Origin of the sequence: Pseudoruegeria sp. SHC-113, from assembly GCF_025376885.1 — a bacterium.
Lineage (GTDB): Bacteria > Pseudomonadota > Alphaproteobacteria > Rhodobacterales > Rhodobacteraceae > Pseudoruegeria.
The window spans coordinates 2,596,631-2,617,619 of the sequence record NZ_JAHUBR010000001.1 but is presented as its reverse complement, the minus strand read 5'-3'; the positions used below and the strand labels follow the sequence as shown (position 1 = coordinate 2,617,619).

Here is a 20,989-nt window from a genome sequence, read left to right as displayed (position 1 = left end):
GATCTCTATTTTAAAGGTAACGGCTGGGGGCCTTGGCTCGCTGGCCTGAAAAGTTTTGAGGAGATTTCCCTTGGGCAACGCACGAAACATCGCCTTCTGGGTCGTGGCATTCCTGCTGATCCTGGCGCTGTTCAACCTGTTCAGCGGCAACAATTCCGCGATCAACACCTCCAGCAAGAGCTATTCGGAGTTCGTGACGGCCGTAGAGGGCGGCAATGTCGCCTCCGTGACGCTGGACGGCGAGCGCGTCCTGTTCCGCGGCAACGACGGCAATGATTACGTCGCCATCCGCCCCGATGACGCGGAAGTGACGAACCTGCTGATCGACAACAACGTGCCGGTCAACGCCAAACCGCAACAGCAATCGGGCTTCACCTCCTTCCTGATGACGCTTCTGCCCTTTGCGCTGCTGATCGGGGTCTGGATCTATTTCATGAACCGCATGCAGGGCGGGGGCCGTGGCGGCGCGATGGGCTTTGGCAAATCGCGCGCCAAGCTGCTGACCGAGAAGCATGGCCGGGTGACGTTTGACGACGTCGCCGGGATCGACGAGGCCAAGGACGAGCTGGAAGAGATCGTGGAATTCCTGCGCAACCCGCAGAAATTCTCCCGCCTCGGCGGCAAGATCCCCAAAGGCGCGCTGCTGGTGGGCCCTCCGGGCACCGGTAAAACGCTGCTGGCCCGCGCCATCGCTGGCGAGGCTGGTGTGCCCTTCTTCACCATTTCCGGCTCCGACTTCGTCGAGATGTTCGTCGGCGTGGGTGCCTCCCGCGTGCGCGACATGTTCGAGCAGGCCAAGAAGAACGCGCCCTGCATCGTGTTCATCGACGAGATCGACGCCGTGGGCCGTTCCCGTGGCGTGGGCTACGGCGGGGGCAACGACGAGCGCGAGCAGACACTGAACCAGCTTCTGGTGGAGATGGACGGGTTTGAAGCCAACGAGGGTATCATCATCGTCGCCGCCACCAACCGCCCCGATGTTCTGGATCCGGCCTTGCTGCGTCCGGGCCGCTTCGACCGTCAGGTGCAGGTCCCGAACCCCGACATTAAGGGCCGCGAGAAGATCCTCGGCGTGCACGCCCGCAAGGTGCCGCTGGGCCCCGACGTGGATCTGCGCATCATCGCGCGCGGCACGCCCGGTTTCTCGGGGGCCGATCTGGCGAACCTCGTGAACGAGGCCGCGCTGATGGCCGCCCGTGTGGGCCGCCGTTTCGTGACGATGGAAGATTTCGAAAACGCCAAGGACAAGGTGATGATGGGCAGCGAGCGCCGCTCCATGGTCATGTCTGAGGATGAGAAGAAGCTGACCGCCTATCATGAGGCCGGCCACGCCATCGTCGGGCTGAACGTGCCGCAGCACGATCCGATCCACAAGGCCACGATCATCCCGCGCGGCCGCGCGCTGGGGCTGGTGCTGAGCCTGCCGGAACGCGATCAGCTGAGCGTGACCTTCACCAAATACACCTCCAAGATCGCCATGGCGATGGGCGGAAAGGTCGCCGAGGAGCTGGTGTTCGGCAAGGAAAACGTGACCTCTGGCGCGGCGTCGGACATCCAGCAGGTGACCCGCATCGCCCGCGCGATGGTGACGCAGTTCGGCATGTCCGATCAGCTGGGCCACATCGATTACGCCAACGAGCAGCAATCCTACCTGGGCAACTACCAGGGCGGCGGCAATGCCTCCCCGGAGACGCAGGAGAAGATCGACGCCGAAGTGCGCCGCATCGTGGATGAAGGCTACGAGACGGCAAAGCGCATCCTCACCGAGAAGCGCGACGATCTGGAGCGGCTGGCCAATGGTCTGCTGGAGTACGAGACGCTTACCGGCAATGAGATCACGCGCGTGATCGCCGGCGAGCCGTTGAACCGGGGCGACGATGAGGACGACACGCCGACAAGCGGCAACACGCCCTCGATCACCGCAATCCCGAAAACAAAGCCCAAATCCAAGCCCGATGGCGGCATGGAGCCGGAGCCCTCGGCTTAAAGGCCAAGGCACAAACAAGAAACGCCGCCGGATGTCCGGCGGCGTTTTGCTTTTGTGGGGACTATAGAAGCTCGGGTGCGCCATCTGGCCCATAGGCATAGCCCGCCAGCGCTTCGGTTTCCCGGTCAAGGCCGTCCAGCAGGAAGCCCATGTCTTCCGGCGCAAGCACCTCGGGCGTCAGCACGATCCGGCGGCTGTTCCGGGTGGGGGAGACCTTGTGAAGCGGCGGCGCGGGGTCTGGCTGCAACTCCAGATCAAAGGCAGCGGAGAGACCCGTCACGAAGCCCACAGGATCACGCCGCACATCCTCGAAACGGGCCAGCGCGAAATTCACGCCCCGGTGGCGCATCCCGATCATCGCCGCGAGCTTTACCCGGCGCATCTCGAAGATATTGGCGTAGCGTTTGCCGGTAAGCGGGTGTCGGTCCAGTTGCAACTCGCGATGGGCAAAGCCCTCTTCCGCGCTCACCGCCCATTTCTTCGTCCAGTTGCGGACGGGCTTGCGGCCCACGCTGGAATGCCACTCGGCGCGCAGGAAATCGGCAAAGGGCATCTCGCCGTCTTCCGGGAGGTTGCGGTGCGGCTGGCGATACATCCCCTTGGCCCAATCCACCGCGTTGCGCGTGAGCAGCACCACCAGCGCGCCGGGTTCAAAGGCCGCCATCGCCGGAACGCCGTGTTTCCAGCCGTAGATCGGCCGGTAGGGTGTCTGGGTGTTCATCCCGATCAGGGTGCGGGCGAAATTGGTGCCGGAGTTCTTGTCCCCAAAAACCTGAAAATGGGTAACCGGCTCGTCAGCAAGGCGCTCGAGGATCGGGAAAGGGAAGGATTCGGAGGCAGGCAAGGCGGGGCCTTCGGGCAGGTTGCGGGTCGCGCCCATACTAGGGGCTAAATCCGCGCCATCAACGCCGCCGCGCGTGCCGCGACGAAACCCTTGAGTTTGATGCAGCCGCGCCTCAGGCTCGGGGGCATCCGCAATTGCACGAGGGGAGGCCGCGGCCATGGGCGAACGGGTCACGATCAGCATCGAAAATCAGGTGGCCACCGTCACCCTGAACCGGCCCGAAAAGCGCAATGCGTTGGATCGGGGCATGTTCACCGGCATCGTGGAAGCGGGCGAGGCGCTGGCCGCGCGCAAGGATGTGCGCGCCGTGGTTCTTGCGGGCGCGGGCGAGGCTTTTTGCGCAGGCATCGACGTGGCGAGCTTTCCCGACCTGATGAAGCTCAATTCTGAGGGCGGCGGCATCATGGCGCGCAGCCATGGCGATGCGAATATCTTCCAGCGCGTGAGCCTTGTCTGGCGGGATCTGCCGCAGCCGGTGATCGCAGCGCTGCATGGCTATGCTTTTGGGGGCGGCTTCCAGATCATGTTCGGTGCCGACATCCGCGTTGCTGCGCCCGATTGCAAGTTCTCCATCATGGAAAGCCGCTGGGGGCTGGTGCCCGATATGGGCGGCATGGTGCTGTTTCCCTCCGTGCTGCGGCAGGATCTGCTGCGGCGTCTGACCTACACCGGCGAAGTTTTCGAAGGGCTGCAGGCCGAGGCCTGGGGCGTGGTGACGGAAGTCTCCGCCGATCCGCTGGCCCGCGCGCAGGCGCTGGCCGCCGAGATCGCCGCCAAAAGCCCGGACGCGATGCGCGCCGCCAAGCGCCTGATCACGCTGACCGAGAAGGCCAGCCGCGAAGAGGCGCTGCTGCTGGAGAGCGAGATCCAGGGCGCGATCCTTGGCCAACCGAACCAGATGGAAGCGGTGATGGCCGGGATGGCCAAACGCGCGCCCGTGTTCAAGGACTGACGCCATGGAAGCCCGCATCCGCGAGAGCTTCGCCCGCCAAGGGCTGATGCGCAGCTTCGCGGCCGAGGTGGTATCGGTGGCGGAAGGCGCGGTGGAGATCCGCGCTCCGATCACGCCCGAGGTGGGCCAGCAGCAGGGCTTTGCCCATGCCGGGCTGACATTCGCTTTAGGAGATAGCGCTGCCGGCTACGCGGCGCTCACGCGCCTGCCGGACGGGCAGGAGGTGGTGACAGCGGAGATGAAGATCAACCTGCTGGCTCCGGCCATTGGCACCCATCTGATCGCGCGGGGGCGGGTGGTGAAACCGGGGCGGCGGCTGGTTGTTGTGGTCGCCGAGGTTTTTGCGGTGCAGGACAGCGGGGAGAAGCCAGTGGCGCTGCTGCAGGGCACGATGGTGCCGGTGGGCGCTTAACGCGGGCGGCTGAACGCCTGTCTGGCCCGGCGGCAACGCCGGGCCGCGCCCGACCCTCCCCCCGGGAGGGCGCATGCGCGCCTCCCAGGCTCGGGCGCGTCCCTTGTCGCTTTAAGCCGTCAGCCCTTCCGGCTCCGACAGCCCATTGGCGCGGCAGCAGGCGGTGAGCGTGTTGGCCAGCAGGCAGGCAATCGTCATCGGGCCCACGCCGCCCGGCACCGGCGTGATCGCCCCGGCGCGCGCGCTGGCGGAAGCGAAATCCACATCGCCCACGAGCCGCGTGCCGCCTTCGGGCTTCTCGATGCGGTTGATGCCCACGTCGATCACCGTCGCGCCCTCCTTGATCCAGTCGCCCGGCACCATTTCGGGCCGGCCCACGGCGGCCACCACAATGTCGGCGCGGCGCACCACCTCGGGCAGATCCTTCGTGCGGCTGTGCGCGATCGTCACCGTGCAGCTGTCGCCCAACAGCAGCTGCGCCATCGGCTTGCCGACGATGTTGGAGCGCCCGATCACCACCGCATCGAGCCCCGATAGCGAGCCGTGATGGGCGCGCAGCATCATCAGGCAGCCCAGCGGCGTGCAGGGCACCATGGATTTCTGCCCGGTGCCAAGAAGGCCGACGTTGGAAATATGGAAGCCGTCCACGTCTTTCGCGGGATCGATCGAATTGATCACCAGATCTTCGTTCAGATGGCCGGGCAGGGGCAGCTGCACGAGGATGCCGTGCACTGCCGGATCGGCGTTGAGCTTTTCGATCAGCGCCAGAAGATCAGCCTCCGAGGTTTCCGCATCCAGCTTGTGTTCGTAGGAGTTCATCCCCACTTCCACTGTCTGCTTGCCTTTGGAGCGCACATAGACCTGGCTTGCCGGATCTTCGCCCACCAGCACCACCGCAAGCCCCGGCGTGATCCCGTTTTCTTCTTTCAGACGAGCCACTTGCGTGGCGACCTTGGCGCGGACATCGGCTGCGAAAGCCTTCCCGTCGATGATCTGTGCTGTCATATGCGTCTCCTGATGCCGTGGCCGGGCCTCAGGCGCCCGGCTATTCATACTGCGTCCGGGCGGGCCCGGTTTATTCCGGGGTGATCGTTTGGGCCTCGCGCGCGATGGACCAGTCGATGAGCTGCGTCCAGAGCGCGGCGGCAAGCTCCGGGTCCAGCCCGCGGCCTGCGGCTTCGCGGCGGACGTTCTCGATCACCGCATCGACCCGTGCCGGGATGCGGGCAGGCAGGCCTTCGGCCGGTTTCAGCTCCACCGCGCGGTCGATATAGCCCATGCGCTTGGCCAGAAGCGCAACGAGCTCCGCGTCGAGCGCGTCGATCGCCACGCGCAGCTCGCGCATGCTGTGGCAGTCCTGGGCGGCGCGGATCATCGCTTCTCTCCGGTTTGGAAATTCTGCGGGTTCCTTAAAACCTTCCGCGTCGCCCCTCAAGGCCTAGAACAGCCCTTCGATCTGACCTTCCGCGTTCAGCATGATCTGCTCCGCGCTCGGCACGCGTGGCAGGCCCGGCATCGTCATGATTTCCCCGCAGATCACCACGATGAAACCAGCCCCCGCAGACAGCCGCACCTCGCGCACCGGCACCGAATGGCCCGTGGGCGCGCCGCGCAGGTTGGGATCGGTCGAGAAGCTGTATTGCGTCTTCGCCATGCAGACGGGCAGGTGGCCGTAGCCTTGCTCTTCCCAGTCGCGCAGTTGGTCGCGGATCTTCTTGTCGGCCAGCACCTCATCGGCCCGGTAGATTCGCTTGGCGATGGTCTTGATCTTGTCAAACAGGCCCATTTCATCGGCGTAGAGCGGCGCGAAATTGGCCATATTCGCGTCGGCAATCTGCGCCACGCGGGTGGCCAGCGCCTCGGTGCCCTCGCTGCCCTTGGCCCAGTGCTGGCAGAGGATCGCTTCGGAGCCCATGCTGGCCACGTAATCCTTCACCGCCTGCACCTCGGCGTCGGTGTCGGTGACGAAATGGTTGATCGCCACCACCACCGGCACGCCGAAGGATTTCACGTTCTCGATGTGGCGGCCAAGGTTGGGGCAGCCCTTCTTCACGGCATCCACGTTCTCGGCCCCGAGATCGGCCTTGGCCACGCCGCCGTTCATCTTCATCGCGCGCACCGTGGCCACGACGACAACGACGCTCGGCGCGAGGCCCGCCTTGCGGCACTTGATGTTCATGAATTTCTCGGCCCCCAGATCGGCGCCGAAGCCCGCTTCCGTCACCACGAAATCGGCCAGTTTCAGCGCCGTCTTGGTGGCGATCACCGAGTTGCAGCCGTGGGCGATGTTGGCAAACGGGCCGCCGTGCACGAAGGCGGGGTTGTTTTCCAGCGTCTGCACGAGGTTGGGCTGCATCGCATCCTTCAGCAGCACCGTCATCGCGCCATCGGCCTTCAGATCGCGGCAATAGACCGGCGAGCGATCCCGGCGGTAGGCCACGATGATATCGCCCAGACGCTGCTGCAGATCGGCCAGATCGTCGGCGAGGCAGAGGCAGGCCATGACCTCGGAGGCCACGGTGATGTCAAAGCCCGCTTCGCGCGGAAAGCCATTGGCCACGCCGCCCAGCGAGGCGGTGATCTGGCGCAGGGCGCGGTCGTTCATGTCCACGACGCGGCGCCAGGCCACGCGGCGGATGTCGATCTCAAGCTCGTTGCCCCAGTAGATGTGGTTGTCGATCATCGCCGAAAGCAGGTTGTGCGCAGAGGTGATCGCGTGGAAGTCGCCGGTGAAATGGAGGTTCATCTCCTCCATCGGCACGACCTGCGCATAGCCGCCGCCGGCCGCGCCGCCCTTCATCCCGAAACAGGGGCCGAGCGAGGCCTCACGGATGCAGATCGCCGCCTTCTTGCCGATGCGGTTCAGCCCGTCGCCAAGGCCCACGGTCGTCGTCGTCTTGCCTTCGCCCGCCGGGGTCGGGTTGATCGCGGTCACAAGGATCAGCTTGCCGTTTGCGCGCCCCGAAAGCCCCTTGATGAAATCCTCGCCGACCTTCGCCTTGTCGTGGCCATAAGGCAGCAGGTGTTCGGACGGAATACCAAGCTTCGCGCCGATCTCCTGGATCGGTTTCTTGTTGGCCTCGCGGGCGATTTCGATGTCGGACTTGTAACCCATGGTGCGATCCCTGTTGGCTGGAGCCGGTTGCCCCGGCGTCTGCCCCAGCTATACGCGGCGCTTATGGCCGCAACAGGCGGTTTTCCGACCTAATCCACGCTGAAATCGTCGAATGCCGTTTCGGATGGGAAACGCGCGGGCGCGATGGGTGTCTATTTCTCCGCCTAGCGTCCTGACAGGTGGTCGGGCAGCGGCTGCCATGGGCGCTGGTCGGGAATATGCAGCGTGATCGCCTCGCCAAGCCGCAAACTGCCTTCGCGTTCCACCCAGGCCGTGACACCGCGCAGGCCCTTGGCCGCCGCCTTGAAGCCCTTGCCGTGGCCGGGCTGGGCGGCCTCGATCACCGGGGCGGGCAGGTGGCAGGGGCGGTTCTGCATATCCACCGTGAGGGTCGCGCCATTCTCGCCCTGCAGGCGGCTTGAAGGCGGGATGTGGCTGAAATCGGGGATGCCCTCTATAACGACGGTGGCACCGATCCACGCGGGATCCAGCTGCGGTAGGCCGAGCTGGGCGGCGATCTTGGCCAGTTCCTCCGCCGAAACGACAGAGAGCTGGCGCGTGTTGCGGATCTCGGTGCTGCGCGGGTACTGGCTGATCACGCGTGAGCACGAGGGGCGGGTGAGCCCGCCGTGATCCTCCCCGACGGGGCCGGAAAAGCGCAGTTCCAGCACCTCGCGCGGAGCCGAAGCAAGGGCATCGGCGCGGCTTTTCACGGTGCCCAGCCATGTGACACGGCCAGTGACGGTGGTTTTCAACAGGGCAGGCATGGGCGCTCCTTTGGGGGCTGTGGGTGCAGGCTGGCGCGGCGGCTGTGCCAGTGCAACCCGAAAGCGGCGGTTTGATCCCGATCAAGGCTCGCCCCTTGCGCGCGTTGCAGGATCCTTTCGTGGGGAGCGGAAGGAGGTTTGCAATGAATACAGGTTGGATCCCGTTGCTTCTGGCGCTGGCCGGGCCGCTGCAGGCGCAGGACATGGTCGAAGGGCACGCGCTCTACACCGACTATTGCGCCCGCTGCCACGGGGACAAGGCCGATGGCATGGGGCCGCTTGCCGCTTCGCTCAATCCACAGCCCAGCGATCTGACAGCCCTTGCGGCGGGCAATGAGGGCCGCTTCCCCGTGGCCCGCGTCGCTGCACGGATCGACGGGCGTGATCCGCTCGTGGCCCATGGCAGTCCGATGCCCGTTTACGGCGATTTTTTTGAGGGGCAGGACGCCGTGATCAAGGCCGAGACGGGCCAGCCGGTGTTCACGAGCCAGCCGGTGGTGGATCTGATCGCCTATCTGCAAAGCCTGCAGCGCTGATCAACTGCAGATGCCCGCAGTCTCCAGATCGGGCCAGGGCACGTAGATCTCCGCATCGTCCAGCCGCGCCAGCGTGGCGGGCATCGCCTGCCGCACCAGCGCCGCGAGCCGCGCCGTGCGCGCGCCGTCCGGGTCCAAAGCTGTGCAGCAGACAAGCTCTTCCACGAGGCTCGCCTGTTGCTCGTAGCCGTAGTCGGCGAATTGCGGGCTTTCGCCGATCTCGAACAGATAGGGATCCTCGGCCCGATGCTCGGCGGCGGCTTTCAGCGGGTGGTAGCCCGTGGTGTCGCGGTTCTGCCATTGCCAGACATGCACCATCTCATGGGCCAGAAACATCGCCGCCACGAGGTTGAGGCGCTCCGGGTAGCCGGGCATCAGATCCTCGGGCGCGAAAGCGGGGTTCAGGTGGACATGGTTGAACACCACCATGCCCGCCGTGCGCACCTCTTCGCGGTCTCCTTCCGGCTGGGGCAGGATCTTCTCGCGGCAGGTGGTGCGGGGGCGGACAGGGCGCGAATAGGGCACGGAGCCGATGAAGTCATTGGTGATCAGGCGGATCGGCGCGGCATCAAGGCTTTCGCCAGTGAGCGTCTCTGTGAAGGCGGCCTCATTGGGTGTGAGCGGGCGCACGGTACAGGCCGCCAGCAGCAGCAGGGGGAGCAGGGCGCGCATCAGGCGCGTTGCGTGAGGTAGACGCCGAAGGCCATCACCGCGATGCCGCCTGCACGGGTGAGGCTGAGCGGGGAGAGCTTCGCGCCGAAGAGGCCGAAATGGTCGATCGCGGCGGCGGAGATCAGCTGCCCCAGCAGCACGAAGAACACCGCATTGCCCACCCCGAAGCGCGGCGCGACCCATGTGATGGAGAGCACGTAGAAGGCGACAAGCAGCCCGGCGGCAAAGAGATGAACGGGCGTTCCGGGGAGTTTGGTAAGCGGGGTGGGGCCGGTGAGCAGCACCACAAGCGCGGTGGCAGAGAAGGCGACGGTGAAGAGCACGAGCCCGGCGGCAAAGGGGCTGCCAAGCCGCGTGCCAAGGGCGGCGTTGAGCGCGGCCAACAGCGGAATGCCGATCCCGGCGGCAAGCATGAGAGCGGCGTATTTGGCGGTGGTTGCGTCCATGAAAGCCTCCGGTTTGCATGGAGCCTAACGCGGTGGCGTCCGGGGTGTCACCCCTGTTTGGGAAGGAGTTGCTTCACTCTCAACCAACCGTCCGGCCGCAGGCCGGACAGCCCCCGCCCGCCCCCCAGGCGGGGGCTATCGCCCCCACCTACGGGCTGGGGCTGCCCTTTGGCGAGCCGCGCTCTGCTCTCAACCCAATGCGACATGCAAAGCATGTCGCACGCGCCCGACCCGCCCCCTGGGCGGGCGCTTAAGTTGGCACACAACTCTACTGGTAGTCCGTAAGTGTCAGGTAAGGTAAGAAAGCTTCAAAAAGGGGATCACTTTGTTTAGAGAGCCACTTCTTTTTTTCGGCCTGCCGGTCAATGTTTTCAGGCCGCGTTTCTTTATGTGCTTCGGATTCAATGAGTGATTGATAAAATTCTATGTCCTGCACTTCGGCACGGATTTCGTTAATATAGTTCGATACCTCTTTTCCAAAAAGAAAGTGGGAAGTCCTCCAAGCGTCAGCCAAGTTGTTGCTCGTTTCGGCGGTGGTTTTTCCTAAAGCATTGAGGTTTGAAATTTCGCTCGCAACTTTGGAATAGACTTGCATCCTACGGTCAAACAGCTTCTCAGCTAATGTCAGTTTTGCCAGCCGCCATTGTCTATGAGCTACAACGGCTATCCCGAGAGCAATTAGGCTTTGGATAATTACTTTGACCAACTCGAGAAAGATCAAAACTGACACTCCTCAAACATCCAGCTCCTCAACAAACCGCGCGTTTTCCTGAATATACTGGAACCGCATCTCCGGCTTCTTGCCCATCAGGCGCTCCACAAGATCGCCGGTTTCGCCCGGTTCGTCTTCGTCGATCGTCACCCGGATCAGCTTGCGCGTGGCCGGGTTCATCGTCGTGTCCTTCAGATCCTTCGCGTCCATCTCGCCAAGGCCCTTGAAGCGGCTCACGTCGATCTTGCCCTTGCCGCCCAAACCCTTCTCGAACCACGCATCCTTCTCCGCATCGTCGATGCAATACACGCGCTTGGCCCCCTGCGTGAGCCGGTAGAGCGGCGGGCAGGCCAGATAGAGGTGGCCGGCGTCGATCATCGGGCGCATCTGGGTGAAGAAGAAGGTCATCAAAAGCGAGGCGATATGGGCCCCGTCCACGTCGGCGTCCGTCATGATGATGATCTTGTCGTAGCGCAGATCGTCCACGTTGAACTTCGTGCCCAGCCCCACGCCAAGCGCCTGCGTCAGATCGTTGATCTCCGCGTTTGAGCCCAGCTTGGAGGAAGCCGCGCCGAGCACGTTCAGGATCTTGCCCCTCAGAGGGAGCAGCGCCTGTGTCTTGCGGTCCCGCGCCATCTTGGCGGAGCCGCCCGCGGAGTCGCCTTCCACGATGAACAGCTCCGTGCCCTCGCGGCTCGTGGCGGAGCAATCCACCAGCTTGCCGGGCAGGCGCAGCCGCTTGGTGGCCGATTTGCGCTGGGTCTCTTTCTCCTGCTTGCGGCGCAGCCGTTCTTCAGCGCGCAGGATCAGGAAATCGAGGATCGCGCCGGCCGACTTCGTATCCGCCGCCAGCCAGTTGTCGAAGTGATCGCGCACCGCGCCTTCCACCAGCCGCTGGGCTTCTACCGTGGCGAGGCGGTCCTTCGTCTGGCCCACGAACTCCGGCTCGCTGATGAAGCAGGAGACAAGGGCGCAGCCGCCCGTTAGCAGATCGTCGCGGGTGATCTGCGCGGCCTTCTTGTTGTTCACAAGCTCGCCGTAGGCCTTGATCCCCTTCAGGATCGCCGCCCAGAACCCCGCCACATGGGTGCCGCCCTCGGGCGTGGGCACGGTGTTACAGTAGGATTGGATGAAACCATCACGGCTTGGCGTCCAGTTGATCGCCCACTCCACCTTGCCCGGCGTGTTGAAGCGCTCGGCAAACTCCACGGTGCCCGCGAAGGGCGCATCAGCATAGGTGGAGGCCTTGCCCAACGTCTCCTGCAGGTAGTCCGACAAGCCACCAGGGAAGTGGAAGGTGGCTTCCGTCGGCGTCTCGCCGTCATCGATGGCGCTTTTCCAGCGGATCTCGACGCCGGAGAAGAGATAAGCCTTGGATCGGATGGATTTGAACAGGCGCGCCGGTTTGAAGCGGTGCTGGCCGAAGATCTGCTCGTCTGCGTGGAAGGTGGTGGTGGTGCCGCGCCGGTTGGGGGCGGCGCCGATTTGCTCGACGGGGCCCAGCGGCACTCCGCGCGAGAAGCGCTGCTCCACCAGCTTGCGATCCCGCGCCACCTGCACGACCATCGAATCCGACAGCGCGTTCACCACCGAAGCGCCCACGCCATGCAGGCCGCCAGACGTCTGGTAGGCCTTGCCGGAGAATTTGCCGCCGGCGTGCAGGGTGCAAAGGATCACCTCAAGCGCGCTCTTGCCGGGGAATTTCGGATGCGGGTCAAAGGGCATGCCGCGTCCGTTGTCGCGCACGGTGAGCGAGTAATCCGCGTGCAGTTCCACCTCGATCCGGTTGGCGTGGCCGGCCACGGCCTCGTCCATCGAGTTGTCGAGTATCTCGGCCACCATGTGATGCAGCGCGCGCTCATCGGTGCCGCCGATATACATGCCGGGCCGCTTGCGCACCGGCTCAAGCCCTTCGAGCACCTCAATCGAGGAAGCATCGTAGGTTTGGCTGGCATCGGAACCGGACAGGAGATCGTCACCGGGCATGTTCATGGCTGCTCTATGTCTTGTTGTTGGTTACATCCATTAGAGCAGATTTCGTAGGGCAGGGGCAATGGGCAAAGCCCTTTCGGGGACGCGGTCCCTCCACCGGACATTCCGGGCCCGCCCGGCCATCTGCCGGGCGGACTGGGCTCATTCGTTGGTCTTTTTCGCGCCGGGCTGAGCGACCGGCGGGGTGGCCAGCGCGGTGGTGTCAGCGCGGGTCGTTAGGTCTGCTGTCTGGCCGCACCCGGGCTTGCCGAGGCAGCTTTTCTCCAGCGAGGTGCTGATCTGGGAAACGGCCCCCAGCGTGCGGCCCATCCCGATGAACTGCGCCTGTGCGGCGAGCGGGGTGGTGGTGAGGATCAAAGCGGCAACAAGTGTCTTGCAGGTCATGGGACTATCCTTGCGTTGAAAGTATTTGGAAAATTGCCAACGCAGCCGCAAAAACAGCGGCTGGACGTCGGTGGTGGTCTTTCTTGAAAACTGCGTTTCTATATCACGAAACCGGGATATCTCCGAATGCGTTAACCTTGCGTCAACCAAAGCGCTGCCGCCATCAGCTTAACCTTTTTGCCTCCGGCGGAGAAAGTTGAACCAAGCTGAAAGGGGCTCCCTTCCTCTCGCGTCAAATACCTCGGGGGGAGTCCGAAGGACGGGGGGCAGCGCCCCCCTCCGCCCCATCCGCAGGCGCATGCTTGCGGATATCATCCACGGGATGCAGTTTGCGGAAGGGTTTCAGGTGCTTGGGCTCGTTGATCCAGCTGGCCACGCCGCCCAGAATGATCGCGCCGTAGTAGAGCGACACCATGAGCTGCGCCATGACCATGCTCTGCACCAGCCAGTGGCCGTTGCGGGGGGAGATGTCGCCATAGCCCAGCGTCGTGGCTGTCACGATGCTGAAATAGACGCCTTCGAAATAGCTGAGCGAGAACTCCTTACCGAATTCGAGGTTCACCACGAAGCCGTCCTTGTAGCAGAAATAGAAGACGCCGAAGCAAAGGATGAACTGCAAATAGCCGAAGATCATCTCGAAGGTGGAGCGAAAGGCGCTGGCGGAAAAGCGGGAGATGAAGACGACCGAGGTATTGGTGACGATGATGTCAAAGAGGATACCCAAAGCCATCAGCGCGGGCACCACACGCACCCAGTTGGGAAAGGCGCTTACATAGGCCAGATGCACGAGCCAGGCGCAGAACAGGATCGCGAGCAGGCGCAGCACGTTGTAGAGTCCCACGCGCCCGTTGAAACGGTACCCAAACCAGTTCAGCCGCATCGGGCTGAACTCGCTTTCATACCGGTAGAACCAGCTTTCCAGCACCGCCCAGAACTCGCCCGAATGCGGCTTGATCACGCGGCAGACATGGGTTTTCTCTCCGGGCTTCTGGTTCGGGCAGCGTACGAAATCGCCAAGAAGCCCGCGCGAACGGACTTCTCCGAAATTTTCCCGGCAGCGCCCGCAATAGATGACCGGTTCGGCGTGCAACACCCCGAAACTGTTGTCTTCGTCGGCCATCCCGCCCCCTTGGTCAGATCCCTCTTGAAGGTGACTCTAGCCAATCCGGGCGCGCTGCCAAGCCCCGCGATGATGCGGGGCCCGGCCTTGTGGGGTCAGCGCAGCACATGCACCGCGCATTTGGCGTGGCGCACCACTCGGGCGGCGGTGGAGCCGAGGAAATAGTCCTGCAGGCCCGGGCGGTGGGAGGCGATCACGATCAGATCCACGTCATGGTTTTCGGCGTAGTCCTCGATCTCGCGCGCCGGGTGGCCCACGGCGAGTTTGGCCTCGGCATTGCCAAGGGCGGCAACGTCCTTTTCCAGATCGCCAAGGATCTCGGCGCGGTTCTTGTCCTGCTGGCCAGCGGGCAGGTATTGCGCCACGTAAGAGGGGATGGGCTCCATCACCGTCAGAAGCGTGATCACGCCGTCCTCGGCGAGCAGGCGCTGTGCGATATCGAGCGAGTTAGAGCTTTTGGCCGGGTGATCCGGCGCGATGGGGACGAGAATATGCTTGTACATGGCTTTACTCCTTTTTGCGCTAGGCTAAACAAAAGAGGGCGCCGAGCGCCTTGATTCAAATCAGACAAATCCACCCTAGCAGGGAGTGCGCCGATGCCGGAAAAGAAAGATGGCCCGATCCGCCCGACCGATGATGAAGCGCGCACGCTGGGGCGAGGGCTTTTGGATGGCGCGCGGTTTGCCGCCCTCGCCGTGATGGAGCCGGGCACGTCCATGCCGATGGTCACCCGCGTGGCGATGGGCACCACGCCGCAGGGCGCGCCGCTGACGCTGATCTCCACCCTCTCTGGCCACACCACGGCGCTCAGCGACAATCCGGCCTGCTCGCTTCTGGTGGGGGAGCCCGGCGAAAAGGGCGATCCGCTCACCCACCCGCGCCTCACGCTTCAGTGCTCGGCAGAGTTTCTCACGGGCGCCGCCGCCCAGAACACCGAAATGCGCCAGCATTACCTGCAGGCGCATCCCAAGGCGAAACTCTACATTGATTTCGCCGATTTCCGCTTCGTCGCCTTCCGCGTGCTGCGCGGCTACCTGAATGGCGGCTTCGGCAGGGCCTTCCACCTCACGCCCGCGGATCTCGGGCTCTGACGGCTTACGACGGTTCGTCCATCCGCATCGTCACCCACATGGCCCCGTCGCAGGCCTGCTGCCATTTCAGCTGCACCTGATCGCGGTTCGCCCCTTGTCCGACGCTGGCATAGGGCGCGCTGTAGATCGTCGTGTTGCCGGATTTGATCGGCCCGTCTGCCATTACCGAGTCTACCCCCCGGCTTTCCCCGCCAAACGGCAGGTGCCCTTCAGAGGAGACGGTCCATGTGCCCGCATAGCTGTTTTGCACATGGCGCACCGTCACCGGGTTGATCGCGCGGGTGTCCACGTTGTTGAACGTATTGCCTGCAAAGGTCACGTTGCGCGCCTTTGTCATGTCCAGCGAGGCGTAGGTTTCATCCACGCTTTCCACCCGTTCGACCGAGCCGTTGATCGAGCGGAAGGTGTTGCCCGACACGTTCAGCCCGTTGATGAAATGGCCCTGCCCGTAGGGCGTGATCACGATCCAGTTGAACCAGCTTGCCGCGTCGTTCACGGTGAAGATGTTGCCGGTGAAGGTGATCCCCCCGAAAGAGAACTGGCTGCTGAAATCGGGCTGGGAATCGTGCTCGTTCGTCAGTTCCACGAAGTTGTTGTCGATGTAGTTGCCGGTGATCAGCGTCTTCAGGCTGAGCGCGGTGAACACCAGCCCCGCCTTGCGCACGCCGGTGGCTTCGTTGTCGCCATGGAACCAGTGGTTGCCCACGAACATATGCCCGGTGCCGTTGAGCACACCGAAATGGGCAAAACGCACCACGCGGTTGTCGCGGATCTTGGTGTCGTTGCTGTTGGCGTTGAAGGCAATCGTCGTGCGATCCTGCACCCGGATGTCCTGCTCGTTGGAGAGGAACTGGCAGCGGTCGATCGTCATGCCCTGACAGCCGCCGCCGATCGAGGTGATGCCGCGATCCTTGGGCTTGGTGATGAAGCAATCGCGCAACGTGAAGATCAGCCCTTCCGGGGCCAGCATGATGGCGCTGGCCGCGCCCGAACACTGGAACTCCACATCGTCCAGCACGAATTTGTCGAGCTTGGAGAAGCCCGAGAAATCCAGCACATATTTGAACCGCCGGAAGGTGAAATTCTGCGTGCCGGCGGCGTCAAACAGCTCCTGGCTCAGGGTCACGGTCTGCGCGCCCACGTTCTTGGACGTCACATAGACCTCGCGCCCCACGCCCGCGCCCGTCACCAGCGAGCCAACCTCGATATTGGCCACATTCACCACGCCCGTCAGCTTCTTGGCCTGGCCCGTGGAATAGGTGGCCTGGCTTGTCACCACCGTGTCGTTCCAGTTGGAGGAGGCCTGCACGTTGAACTGCCCGTTGCGCACCACCCGGCGCGAGGCAAAGCTGCTCAGCCCGGCCAGGGCGGCCATGTCGATCGGGGAGTCGATCTCGATCCGCCGCCCGCCCAGATCGAGGGAATCATGGTTGGAGAACTGAAACAGCGCCTGCAGCGCCTTGCGCAGGGCGGCCAGCTCGTTGCCGAAAGCGTCGATATAGGTGGGCAGATCGTAGCTCTTGATCAGGATCAGGCGTTTGTCGTCGGGCATCACCAGCGTGCCCTCGAAGCGCACCGGGTTGTCGAGCGTCAGATGGTTGTTGATCGCGTAGCTGCCTGCCGGGATCAGAACGGTGCGGCCCGCCGCGGCCGTGTCGGCGGCCTCGAAAGCGGCGGTGTCGTCGGTGAGGCCATCGCCCACCGCGCCGTAGTCGCGCACATCCACCACGGGCACCATGTCGCGCAGGAAGTAGCGGGTCACATCCTCGATGCGGATGTCTTCGATCCGGACAACACCGCCGTTGCCCCCCGTCAGATCCAGCCCGAAATGGCCATAGATCGCGCTGCGTCCCCAGGGCATGTCCACGCCGCCCCGGCTGCCCGAGCCCACGATGGCGCGCACCGTGACGGCCTCGCCGTAGGAGGCCAGCGCCACGGCGGGGCCTGTCTCCACCAGCCCGCTCACATGGCCCTCGCTGGCGTTGCCCGCCCAGCCCGCGATGCGCACCGAAGGCAGCGTGCCCGAGATCGCCTTCACCCGGACACTGATCTCAAGGTAGCAGCCCGCCGGGAGCGGAACCTGCCCCATGTAGCGCAGCTTCTGGGTGCTGTCGGTTTTCAGCAGTTCGAGGCAGTCGCCGAAATCCGCATCCGCAAAGGCGATGGCCGCGTTCGCCGCGCCGTCATAGGTTTGCGAGCCCGGTACGCCGTCACCCTTGGACCAGACGCCCAGCCCAGCCGAAAACGCGGGCGGTGTGAACACCAGCCCTTCCGTGATTGCCTTGTTCATGCGGTACCCCCTTGATCGCCCCGGCGAAAACACCTGATTGGCCACAAGGGCTACAGGGTGGGGGCTAAAGGGGGTTTAAGCCTGCGTGCGCTGCCTGCTCAGGCGCCCGCGCCGGGGGGCTCCAGAAACCGCACCCCGTTGATGCGCCATTCGCCGCCTTGCTGGATCATCATGTACTCCAGGAAATGCAGCGCGCCGGCCTGATCGCGGATCATCACCGTCTGGTAGCGGGCCGGGCCTGCATCGCGGCTGTCCAGAAAGCGCACGTCATCTGGCCGCCAGACCATCGGATAGCCCCCGCGCACCATCTCGCCGAAGCGCTCGGGCGTGCCGAACATGCCCTGTATCATCGGCGAGGCAAAGCCGAAGGCGGTGCCCACATCATCGGCGATGAAGGCTTCGATCTGGGAGCGGATCACATCCGAAGCGCTCTCGGATTGCGCGGTCGCCATGCCGGAAAAGGGCAGGGCGGCGAGGCCCGCAAGGGCCAGCAGTTTCAAAGGCAGTCGCATCAGGCATCCTTTCCGTCACTACCGATAAGGATAGAAAGGCGATGCGGCCGGTCAAATCCGCTGGCTCAGGCCGCGTTCAGGCTGAGGCTTTCTCCTCCAGCATCAGCCATTCCTCTTCCCGCTCCGAAAGCGCCTGCTGCCGCTCCACCAGCGCCTCGCTGGCCTTCTTAAACTTGAGCGGCTCCTTGGTGAACAGGTCCGGGTCCGACATGAAATCCGTCAGCTTGGCAATCTCCGCCTCCAGCCGCTCGATCTCGGCGGGCAGCGCGGCAAGACGCTTCTTCTCGGTGAAGGAAAGCGCTTCGGTTTCAGCAGGCTGCGCCGGTGTCTTCACGTCAGCCTGTGCCGGTGCGGGGGTGGGTTTGCTTGCTGCGGGCTTCTGCGGTTTGTCGCCAGCACGCGGGGCCGCCTCGGCACGCTGAGCGCGGTAGTCGCTCCAGCCCCCGGCGTAAACGGTGGCCTTGCCATCGCCCTCCATCGCCACCGTGGTCGCGGCCACGCGGTCGATGAAATCCCGGTCGTGGCTGACCAGAAGCACGGTGCCTTCGTATTCGCCCAAAACGTCCTGCAGCAGATCGAGCGTCTCCACGTCCAAATCGTTCGTCGGCTCGTCGAGCACCAGCAGGTTGCTTTCACGCGCCATGATCTTGGCGAGCAGGAGCCGCGCCTTCTCGCCTCCCGACAGCGCGCGCACCGGCGCACGTGCCTGGCTTTCGTCGAACAGGAACTCCTTCAGGTAGCCCACCACATGTTTGGGCGTGCCGCGCACCATCACCTGATCCGAACGCCCGGAAACCCCCAGCAGCGGATCGCTGGCGAGGTTGTCCCACAGGCTCTTGTCGGGATCGAGCCGCGCGCGGTTCTGATCAAACACCGCCATCTCAAGCTTGGTGCCCAGCGAGACCGTGCCCGCATCTGGCTCAACCTCGCCGATCAGCATCTTCAGCAGCGTCGTCTTGCCCACGCCATTGGGGCCAACGAAGGCCACACGGTCACCGCGCTGCACCTTCAGATCGAAGCCCGACAGGATCACCTTGTTGCCAAAGCGCTTCTCCAGCCCGACGGCCTCGATCACCTTCTTGCCCGATTGCGGCGCGGCTTCCAGCTCCAGCGCCGCCGTGCCCTGACGGCGGATCTGCGCGGCGCGGTCGGCTTTCATCGCGTGCAAGGCGCGAAGGCGGCCCTGGTTGCGCTTGCGGCGGGCCGAGATGCCCTCCACCGCCCAGCGGGCCTCGGCCTTGATCTTGCGGTTGAGCTTGTGGCGCGCCTCGTCTTCCTCTTCCCAGGTCTTGTCGCGCCAGGCCTCGAAGGCCTCAAAGCCCTTTTCCTGCCGCCGCACCTGCCCGCGATCCACCCAAAGCGTGGCGCGGGTGAGGGCGTTCAGGAAGGCGCGGTCGTGGCTGATCAGCACGAAAGCCTTGCGCGTCTCGCGTAGCTCGTCCTCAAGCCATTGAATGGCCTCGATATCCAGATGGTTGGTCGGCTCGTCGAGCAGCATCAGGTCCGGGTCTTCCGCCAGCAGTTTCGCCAGCGCCGCGCGCCGCCGCTCCCCGCCGGAGGCCGCCTCAACCTGTGTCTCGGGCAAGAACTTCAGCCCCTCTGCCACCACATCCACCCGATACGCCTCGCTGGCCTCCAACCCGCTGGCGGCAAAGGCGCCCAGCGTTTCAAAGCCGGAGAGGTCCGGATCCTGCTCCATATAGCCCACCGAGGTGCCCGGCGGTACCACGCGGCTGCCTTTGTCAGGCTCCACCAGCGCCGCCATGACCTTCATCAGCGTCGATTTTCCCGACCCGTTGCGCCCCACGAGGGCCACCCGGTCGCCGGGCTGAACCACCAGCGAAAGATCGTCGAAAACGGGATCGCCCCCAAAAGTGAGGGAGATGTCGGAAAGCTGGAGAAGGGGTGCACGTGCCATGGCGCGCAGCTACTGCGGCTGCGTCCCGCGGTCAAGCGCGGAAAGGGGGCTCTGCCCCCGCCGCCCTCCGGGCGACTCCCCCGAGATATTTACAGAACAAAGTGGGGCCCCATCATCTTGGCGAAAATATCCCCGCCGGAGGCATGAAAGTCAGCCCCGCCTTTGCGGCAAGCGTCGCGCGATGATGGGGGCGCCGAGGATGACGACGATGATGCGGGTTAGGTGGTGGACGATGACGAAGCCGAGGTCCGCGCCGGCGACGATGGCGAGGATCGTCATCTCTGCCTGCCCGCCGGGGGCGAAAGCGAGGAAGGCTTCTAGCGGTGGCGCGAGGCCGGCGAGCACCACAATCTCCGCCATCACCGTGGCCAGCGCGGCGAGGATGAGCACGAAGGCTACGCCCGAGAGCACAACCTGGCGCAATTCCCGGAAGGTGATGCCCACGTAGTAGACGCCGATCACCATGCCGATGAAGAACTGCGCGCAAAGGATGGCCTCGGCCGGGGGGCGATGGTGGATCAGGCCAGTGAGCGAAAGCACCGCCGTCACAATCATAGGGCCGAGGATGGAGGCACCGAAGAGGCCGATCTTCTCGCCGCCCTTCCATCCCACAAGGGCCGCGCCCGCCATCAGGGCCAGCTCGTGCAGGGGCACTTCGCGGGCCGGGGCGCCGATCGGGTTGTTCAGCGAGGCGCCGAACACGCTGGTGATCAGCAGCGGGGCCACGGTCACGATGATCAGCACGCGGGTGGCGTGCAGCAGCGACAGCGCCCGCACGTCGCCGCCGGCTTCCTGCCCGAAGATCACCATGTCCTGCAGCCCGCCGGGCATCGCGCCGTAATAGGCGGTGACGCGGTCAAAACCGCAGACGCGGGTGAAGAAGGGCACGCCGATGGCGGCGATGATCGCCACGTAGATCGGCACCAGCGAGACCGAAAGCGCCATCGCCGGGATCTGATGCGCCACTTCCGGCGTGATCGCCGCCCCCACGGCGACACCAAGGATCGTGCGCGCGGCGGCGGAGATCTGGCCGAACCCCTGCAGCTTCACCCCTGCAAGTGCCGCGATCAGGCAGGCGCACATCGGGCCAAAGAGGAAGGGCAGCGGCAGGCCCAGGAGCGAGAAGGCTGCAACCCCGAGCGCGGCCAGCGCCAGGGTGGAAAGACGGTCTTTGGTCAGGAAAGCTAGGGGGGTGGCGGGCAATGGGGGGCTCCCGGTGTTGACGGGTTTCGAATCCGC

The 20,989-nt window shown here is 64.4% G+C and carries 21 protein-coding genes; 5 read left to right on the top strand and 16 right to left on the bottom strand.

The genetic code is table 11. The features are described 5' to 3' along the window. Positions 1-70: 70 nt before the first annotated feature. Complete coding sequence (gene ftsH, locus KVX96_RS12880) at positions 71-1,987, top strand: ATP-dependent zinc metalloprotease FtsH (RefSeq protein WP_261194904.1); 1,917 nt, start codon at positions 71-73, stop codon at positions 1,985-1,987. A gap of 61 nt (positions 1,988-2,048) precedes the next feature. Here the strand turns inward: ftsH and KVX96_RS12875 are convergent, their stop codons facing one another. Next, the gene (locus tag KVX96_RS12875) at positions 2,049-2,867 is read right to left on the bottom strand and encodes a hypothetical protein (protein ID WP_261194903.1); all 819 of its coding nucleotides are present in this window, start codon (positions 2,865-2,867) and stop codon (positions 2,049-2,051) included. A 121-nt stretch (positions 2,868-2,988) separates the two neighbouring features. Between KVX96_RS12875 and KVX96_RS12870 the strand changes: the two genes are divergently transcribed. Further along, the gene (locus KVX96_RS12870) at positions 2,989-3,783 is read left to right on the top strand and encodes a crotonase/enoyl-CoA hydratase family protein (RefSeq protein WP_261194902.1); all 795 of its coding nucleotides are present in this window, start codon (positions 2,989-2,991) and stop codon (positions 3,781-3,783) included. A 4-nt stretch (positions 3,784-3,787) separates the two neighbouring features. Further along, complete coding sequence (locus tag KVX96_RS12865; protein ID WP_261194900.1) at positions 3,788-4,195, top strand: PaaI family thioesterase; 408 nt, start codon at positions 3,788-3,790, stop codon at positions 4,193-4,195. Between the two features lie 111 nt (positions 4,196-4,306). Here KVX96_RS12865 and folD read toward each other — a convergent pair whose 3' ends face one another. The 4 genes from folD to KVX96_RS12845 all read right to left on the bottom strand — a co-directional run bounded on the left by folD (position 4,307) and on the right by KVX96_RS12845 (position 8,077). Then, positions 4,307-5,200 (bottom strand): bifunctional methylenetetrahydrofolate dehydrogenase/methenyltetrahydrofolate cyclohydrolase FolD, encoded by an 894-nt coding sequence (folD, locus tag KVX96_RS12860; RefSeq protein ID WP_261194898.1) that lies wholly within the window; start codon positions 5,198-5,200, stop codon positions 4,307-4,309. Positions 5,201-5,270: 70 nt separating this feature from the next. Then, entirely contained in the window at positions 5,271-5,567 is a 297-nt protein-coding gene (locus tag KVX96_RS12855) for a chorismate mutase (RefSeq protein WP_409977125.1), read from the bottom strand. A 66-nt stretch (positions 5,568-5,633) separates the two neighbouring features. Beyond that, positions 5,634-7,310 (bottom strand): formate--tetrahydrofolate ligase, encoded by a 1,677-nt coding sequence (locus tag KVX96_RS12850; RefSeq protein ID WP_261194896.1) that lies wholly within the window; start codon positions 7,308-7,310, stop codon positions 5,634-5,636. 164 nt (positions 7,311-7,474) lie between these two features. Further along, positions 7,475-8,077 (bottom strand): MOSC domain-containing protein, encoded by a 603-nt coding sequence (locus KVX96_RS12845; RefSeq protein ID WP_261194895.1) that lies wholly within the window; start codon positions 8,075-8,077, stop codon positions 7,475-7,477. A 143-nt stretch (positions 8,078-8,220) separates the two neighbouring features. Between KVX96_RS12845 and KVX96_RS12840 the strand changes: the two genes are divergently transcribed. After that, positions 8,221-8,613: a c-type cytochrome gene (locus KVX96_RS12840; protein WP_261194894.1), complete on the top strand. Its 393-nt coding sequence runs from the start codon at positions 8,221-8,223 to the stop codon at positions 8,611-8,613. Here the strand turns inward: KVX96_RS12840 and KVX96_RS12835 are convergent, their stop codons facing one another. The 7 genes from KVX96_RS12835 to KVX96_RS12805 all read right to left on the bottom strand — a co-directional run bounded on the left by KVX96_RS12835 (position 8,614) and on the right by KVX96_RS12805 (position 14,442). Beyond that, positions 8,614-9,285, bottom strand: a complete 672-nt coding sequence (locus KVX96_RS12835; protein ID WP_261194893.1) for a hypothetical protein — start codon at positions 9,283-9,285, stop codon at positions 8,614-8,616. It lies immediately after the preceding gene. Further along, positions 9,285-9,731 (bottom strand): DMT family transporter, encoded by a 447-nt coding sequence (locus KVX96_RS12830; protein WP_261194892.1) that lies wholly within the window; start codon positions 9,729-9,731, stop codon positions 9,285-9,287. The genes KVX96_RS12835 and KVX96_RS12830 overlap by 1 nt, the downstream gene beginning before the upstream one ends. A gap of 268 nt (positions 9,732-9,999) precedes the next feature. Then, entirely contained in the window at positions 10,000-10,452 is a 453-nt protein-coding gene (locus tag KVX96_RS12825) for a hypothetical protein (RefSeq protein ID WP_261194891.1), read from the bottom strand. Between the two features lie 12 nt (positions 10,453-10,464). After that, on the bottom strand, positions 10,465-12,429 hold the full coding sequence (gene parE / locus KVX96_RS12820) for a DNA topoisomerase IV subunit B (protein WP_261195453.1): 1,965 nt from the start codon (positions 12,427-12,429) through the stop codon (positions 10,465-10,467). 147 nt (positions 12,430-12,576) lie between these two features. Then, positions 12,577-12,819 (bottom strand): hypothetical protein, encoded by a 243-nt coding sequence (locus KVX96_RS12815; RefSeq protein ID WP_261194890.1) that lies wholly within the window; start codon positions 12,817-12,819, stop codon positions 12,577-12,579. A gap of 232 nt (positions 12,820-13,051) precedes the next feature. Then, a complete protein-coding gene (locus tag KVX96_RS12810; RefSeq protein ID WP_261194888.1) occupies positions 13,052-13,939 on the bottom strand; it encodes a potassium channel family protein in 888 nt (295 codons plus the stop codon). 95 nt (positions 13,940-14,034) lie between these two features. Then, positions 14,035-14,442 (bottom strand): universal stress protein, encoded by a 408-nt coding sequence (locus KVX96_RS12805; RefSeq protein ID WP_261194886.1) that lies wholly within the window; start codon positions 14,440-14,442, stop codon positions 14,035-14,037. Between the two features lie 93 nt (positions 14,443-14,535). On the opposite strand from KVX96_RS12805, the gene KVX96_RS12800 reads away from it, so the two are divergent. Continuing rightward, entirely contained in the window at positions 14,536-15,030 is a 495-nt protein-coding gene (locus KVX96_RS12800) for a HugZ family protein (RefSeq protein ID WP_261194885.1), read from the top strand. 4 nt (positions 15,031-15,034) lie between these two features. Here the strand turns inward: KVX96_RS12800 and KVX96_RS12795 are convergent, their stop codons facing one another. From KVX96_RS12795 to KVX96_RS12780, 4 genes are all read right to left on the bottom strand, one after another. Next, positions 15,035-17,320, bottom strand: a complete 2,286-nt coding sequence (locus tag KVX96_RS12795; RefSeq protein WP_261194884.1) for a glycosyl hydrolase family 28-related protein — start codon at positions 17,318-17,320, stop codon at positions 15,035-15,037. Between the two features lie 98 nt (positions 17,321-17,418). Continuing rightward, entirely contained in the window at positions 17,419-17,832 is a 414-nt protein-coding gene (locus KVX96_RS12790) for a DUF4864 domain-containing protein (RefSeq protein ID WP_261194883.1), read from the bottom strand. Positions 17,833-17,908: 76 nt separating this feature from the next. Further along, on the bottom strand, positions 17,909-19,750 hold the full coding sequence (locus KVX96_RS12785; protein WP_261194882.1) for an ABC-F family ATP-binding cassette domain-containing protein: 1,842 nt from the start codon (positions 19,748-19,750) through the stop codon (positions 17,909-17,911). 150 nt (positions 19,751-19,900) lie between these two features. Beyond that, on the bottom strand, positions 19,901-20,953 hold the full coding sequence (locus KVX96_RS12780; RefSeq protein WP_261194881.1) for an AbrB family transcriptional regulator: 1,053 nt from the start codon (positions 20,951-20,953) through the stop codon (positions 19,901-19,903). Positions 20,954-20,989: the final 36 nt, after the last annotated feature.

Bases quoted from the DNA above. Each gene is read 5' to 3' on its own strand.
- KVX96_RS12845 (WP_261194895.1), bottom strand. From the start codon at position 8,077: ATGCCTGCCCTGTTGAAAACCACCGTCACTGGCCGTGTCACATGGCTG.
- KVX96_RS12835 (WP_261194893.1), bottom strand. From the start codon at position 9,285: ATGCGCGCCCTGCTCCCCCTGCTGCTGCTGGCGGCCTGTACCGTGCGC.
- folD (WP_261194898.1), bottom strand. From the start codon at position 5,200: ATGACAGCACAGATCATCGACGGGAAGGCTTTCGCAGCCGATGTCCGC.
- KVX96_RS12810 (WP_261194888.1), bottom strand. From the start codon at position 13,939: ATGGCCGACGAAGACAACAGTTTCGGGGTGTTGCACGCCGAACCGGTC.
- KVX96_RS12830 (WP_261194892.1), bottom strand. From the start codon at position 9,731: ATGGACGCAACCACCGCCAAATACGCCGCTCTCATGCTTGCCGCCGGG.
- KVX96_RS12815 (WP_261194890.1), bottom strand. From the start codon at position 12,819: ATGACCTGCAAGACACTTGTTGCCGCTTTGATCCTCACCACCACCCCG.
- KVX96_RS12790 (WP_261194883.1), bottom strand. From the start codon at position 17,832: ATGCGACTGCCTTTGAAACTGCTGGCCCTTGCGGGCCTCGCCGCCCTG.
- KVX96_RS12805 (WP_261194886.1), bottom strand. From the start codon at position 14,442: ATGTACAAGCATATTCTCGTCCCCATCGCGCCGGATCACCCGGCCAAA.
- KVX96_RS12840 (WP_261194894.1), top strand. From the start codon at position 8,221: ATGAATACAGGTTGGATCCCGTTGCTTCTGGCGCTGGCCGGGCCGCTG.
- KVX96_RS12850 (WP_261194896.1), bottom strand. From the start codon at position 7,310: ATGGGTTACAAGTCCGACATCGAAATCGCCCGCGAGGCCAACAAGAAA.
- KVX96_RS12870 (WP_261194902.1), top strand. From the start codon at position 2,989: ATGGGCGAACGGGTCACGATCAGCATCGAAAATCAGGTGGCCACCGTC.
- KVX96_RS12875 (WP_261194903.1), bottom strand. From the start codon at position 2,867: ATGGGCGCGACCCGCAACCTGCCCGAAGGCCCCGCCTTGCCTGCCTCC.
- KVX96_RS12865 (WP_261194900.1), top strand. From the start codon at position 3,788: ATGGAAGCCCGCATCCGCGAGAGCTTCGCCCGCCAAGGGCTGATGCGC.
- KVX96_RS12795 (WP_261194884.1), bottom strand. From the start codon at position 17,320: ATGAACAAGGCAATCACGGAAGGGCTGGTGTTCACACCGCCCGCGTTT.
- KVX96_RS12800 (WP_261194885.1), top strand. From the start codon at position 14,536: ATGCCGGAAAAGAAAGATGGCCCGATCCGCCCGACCGATGATGAAGCG.
- KVX96_RS12785 (WP_261194882.1), bottom strand. From the start codon at position 19,750: ATGGCACGTGCACCCCTTCTCCAGCTTTCCGACATCTCCCTCACTTTT.
- parE (WP_261195453.1), bottom strand. From the start codon at position 12,429: ATGCCCGGTGACGATCTCCTGTCCGGTTCCGATGCCAGCCAAACCTAC.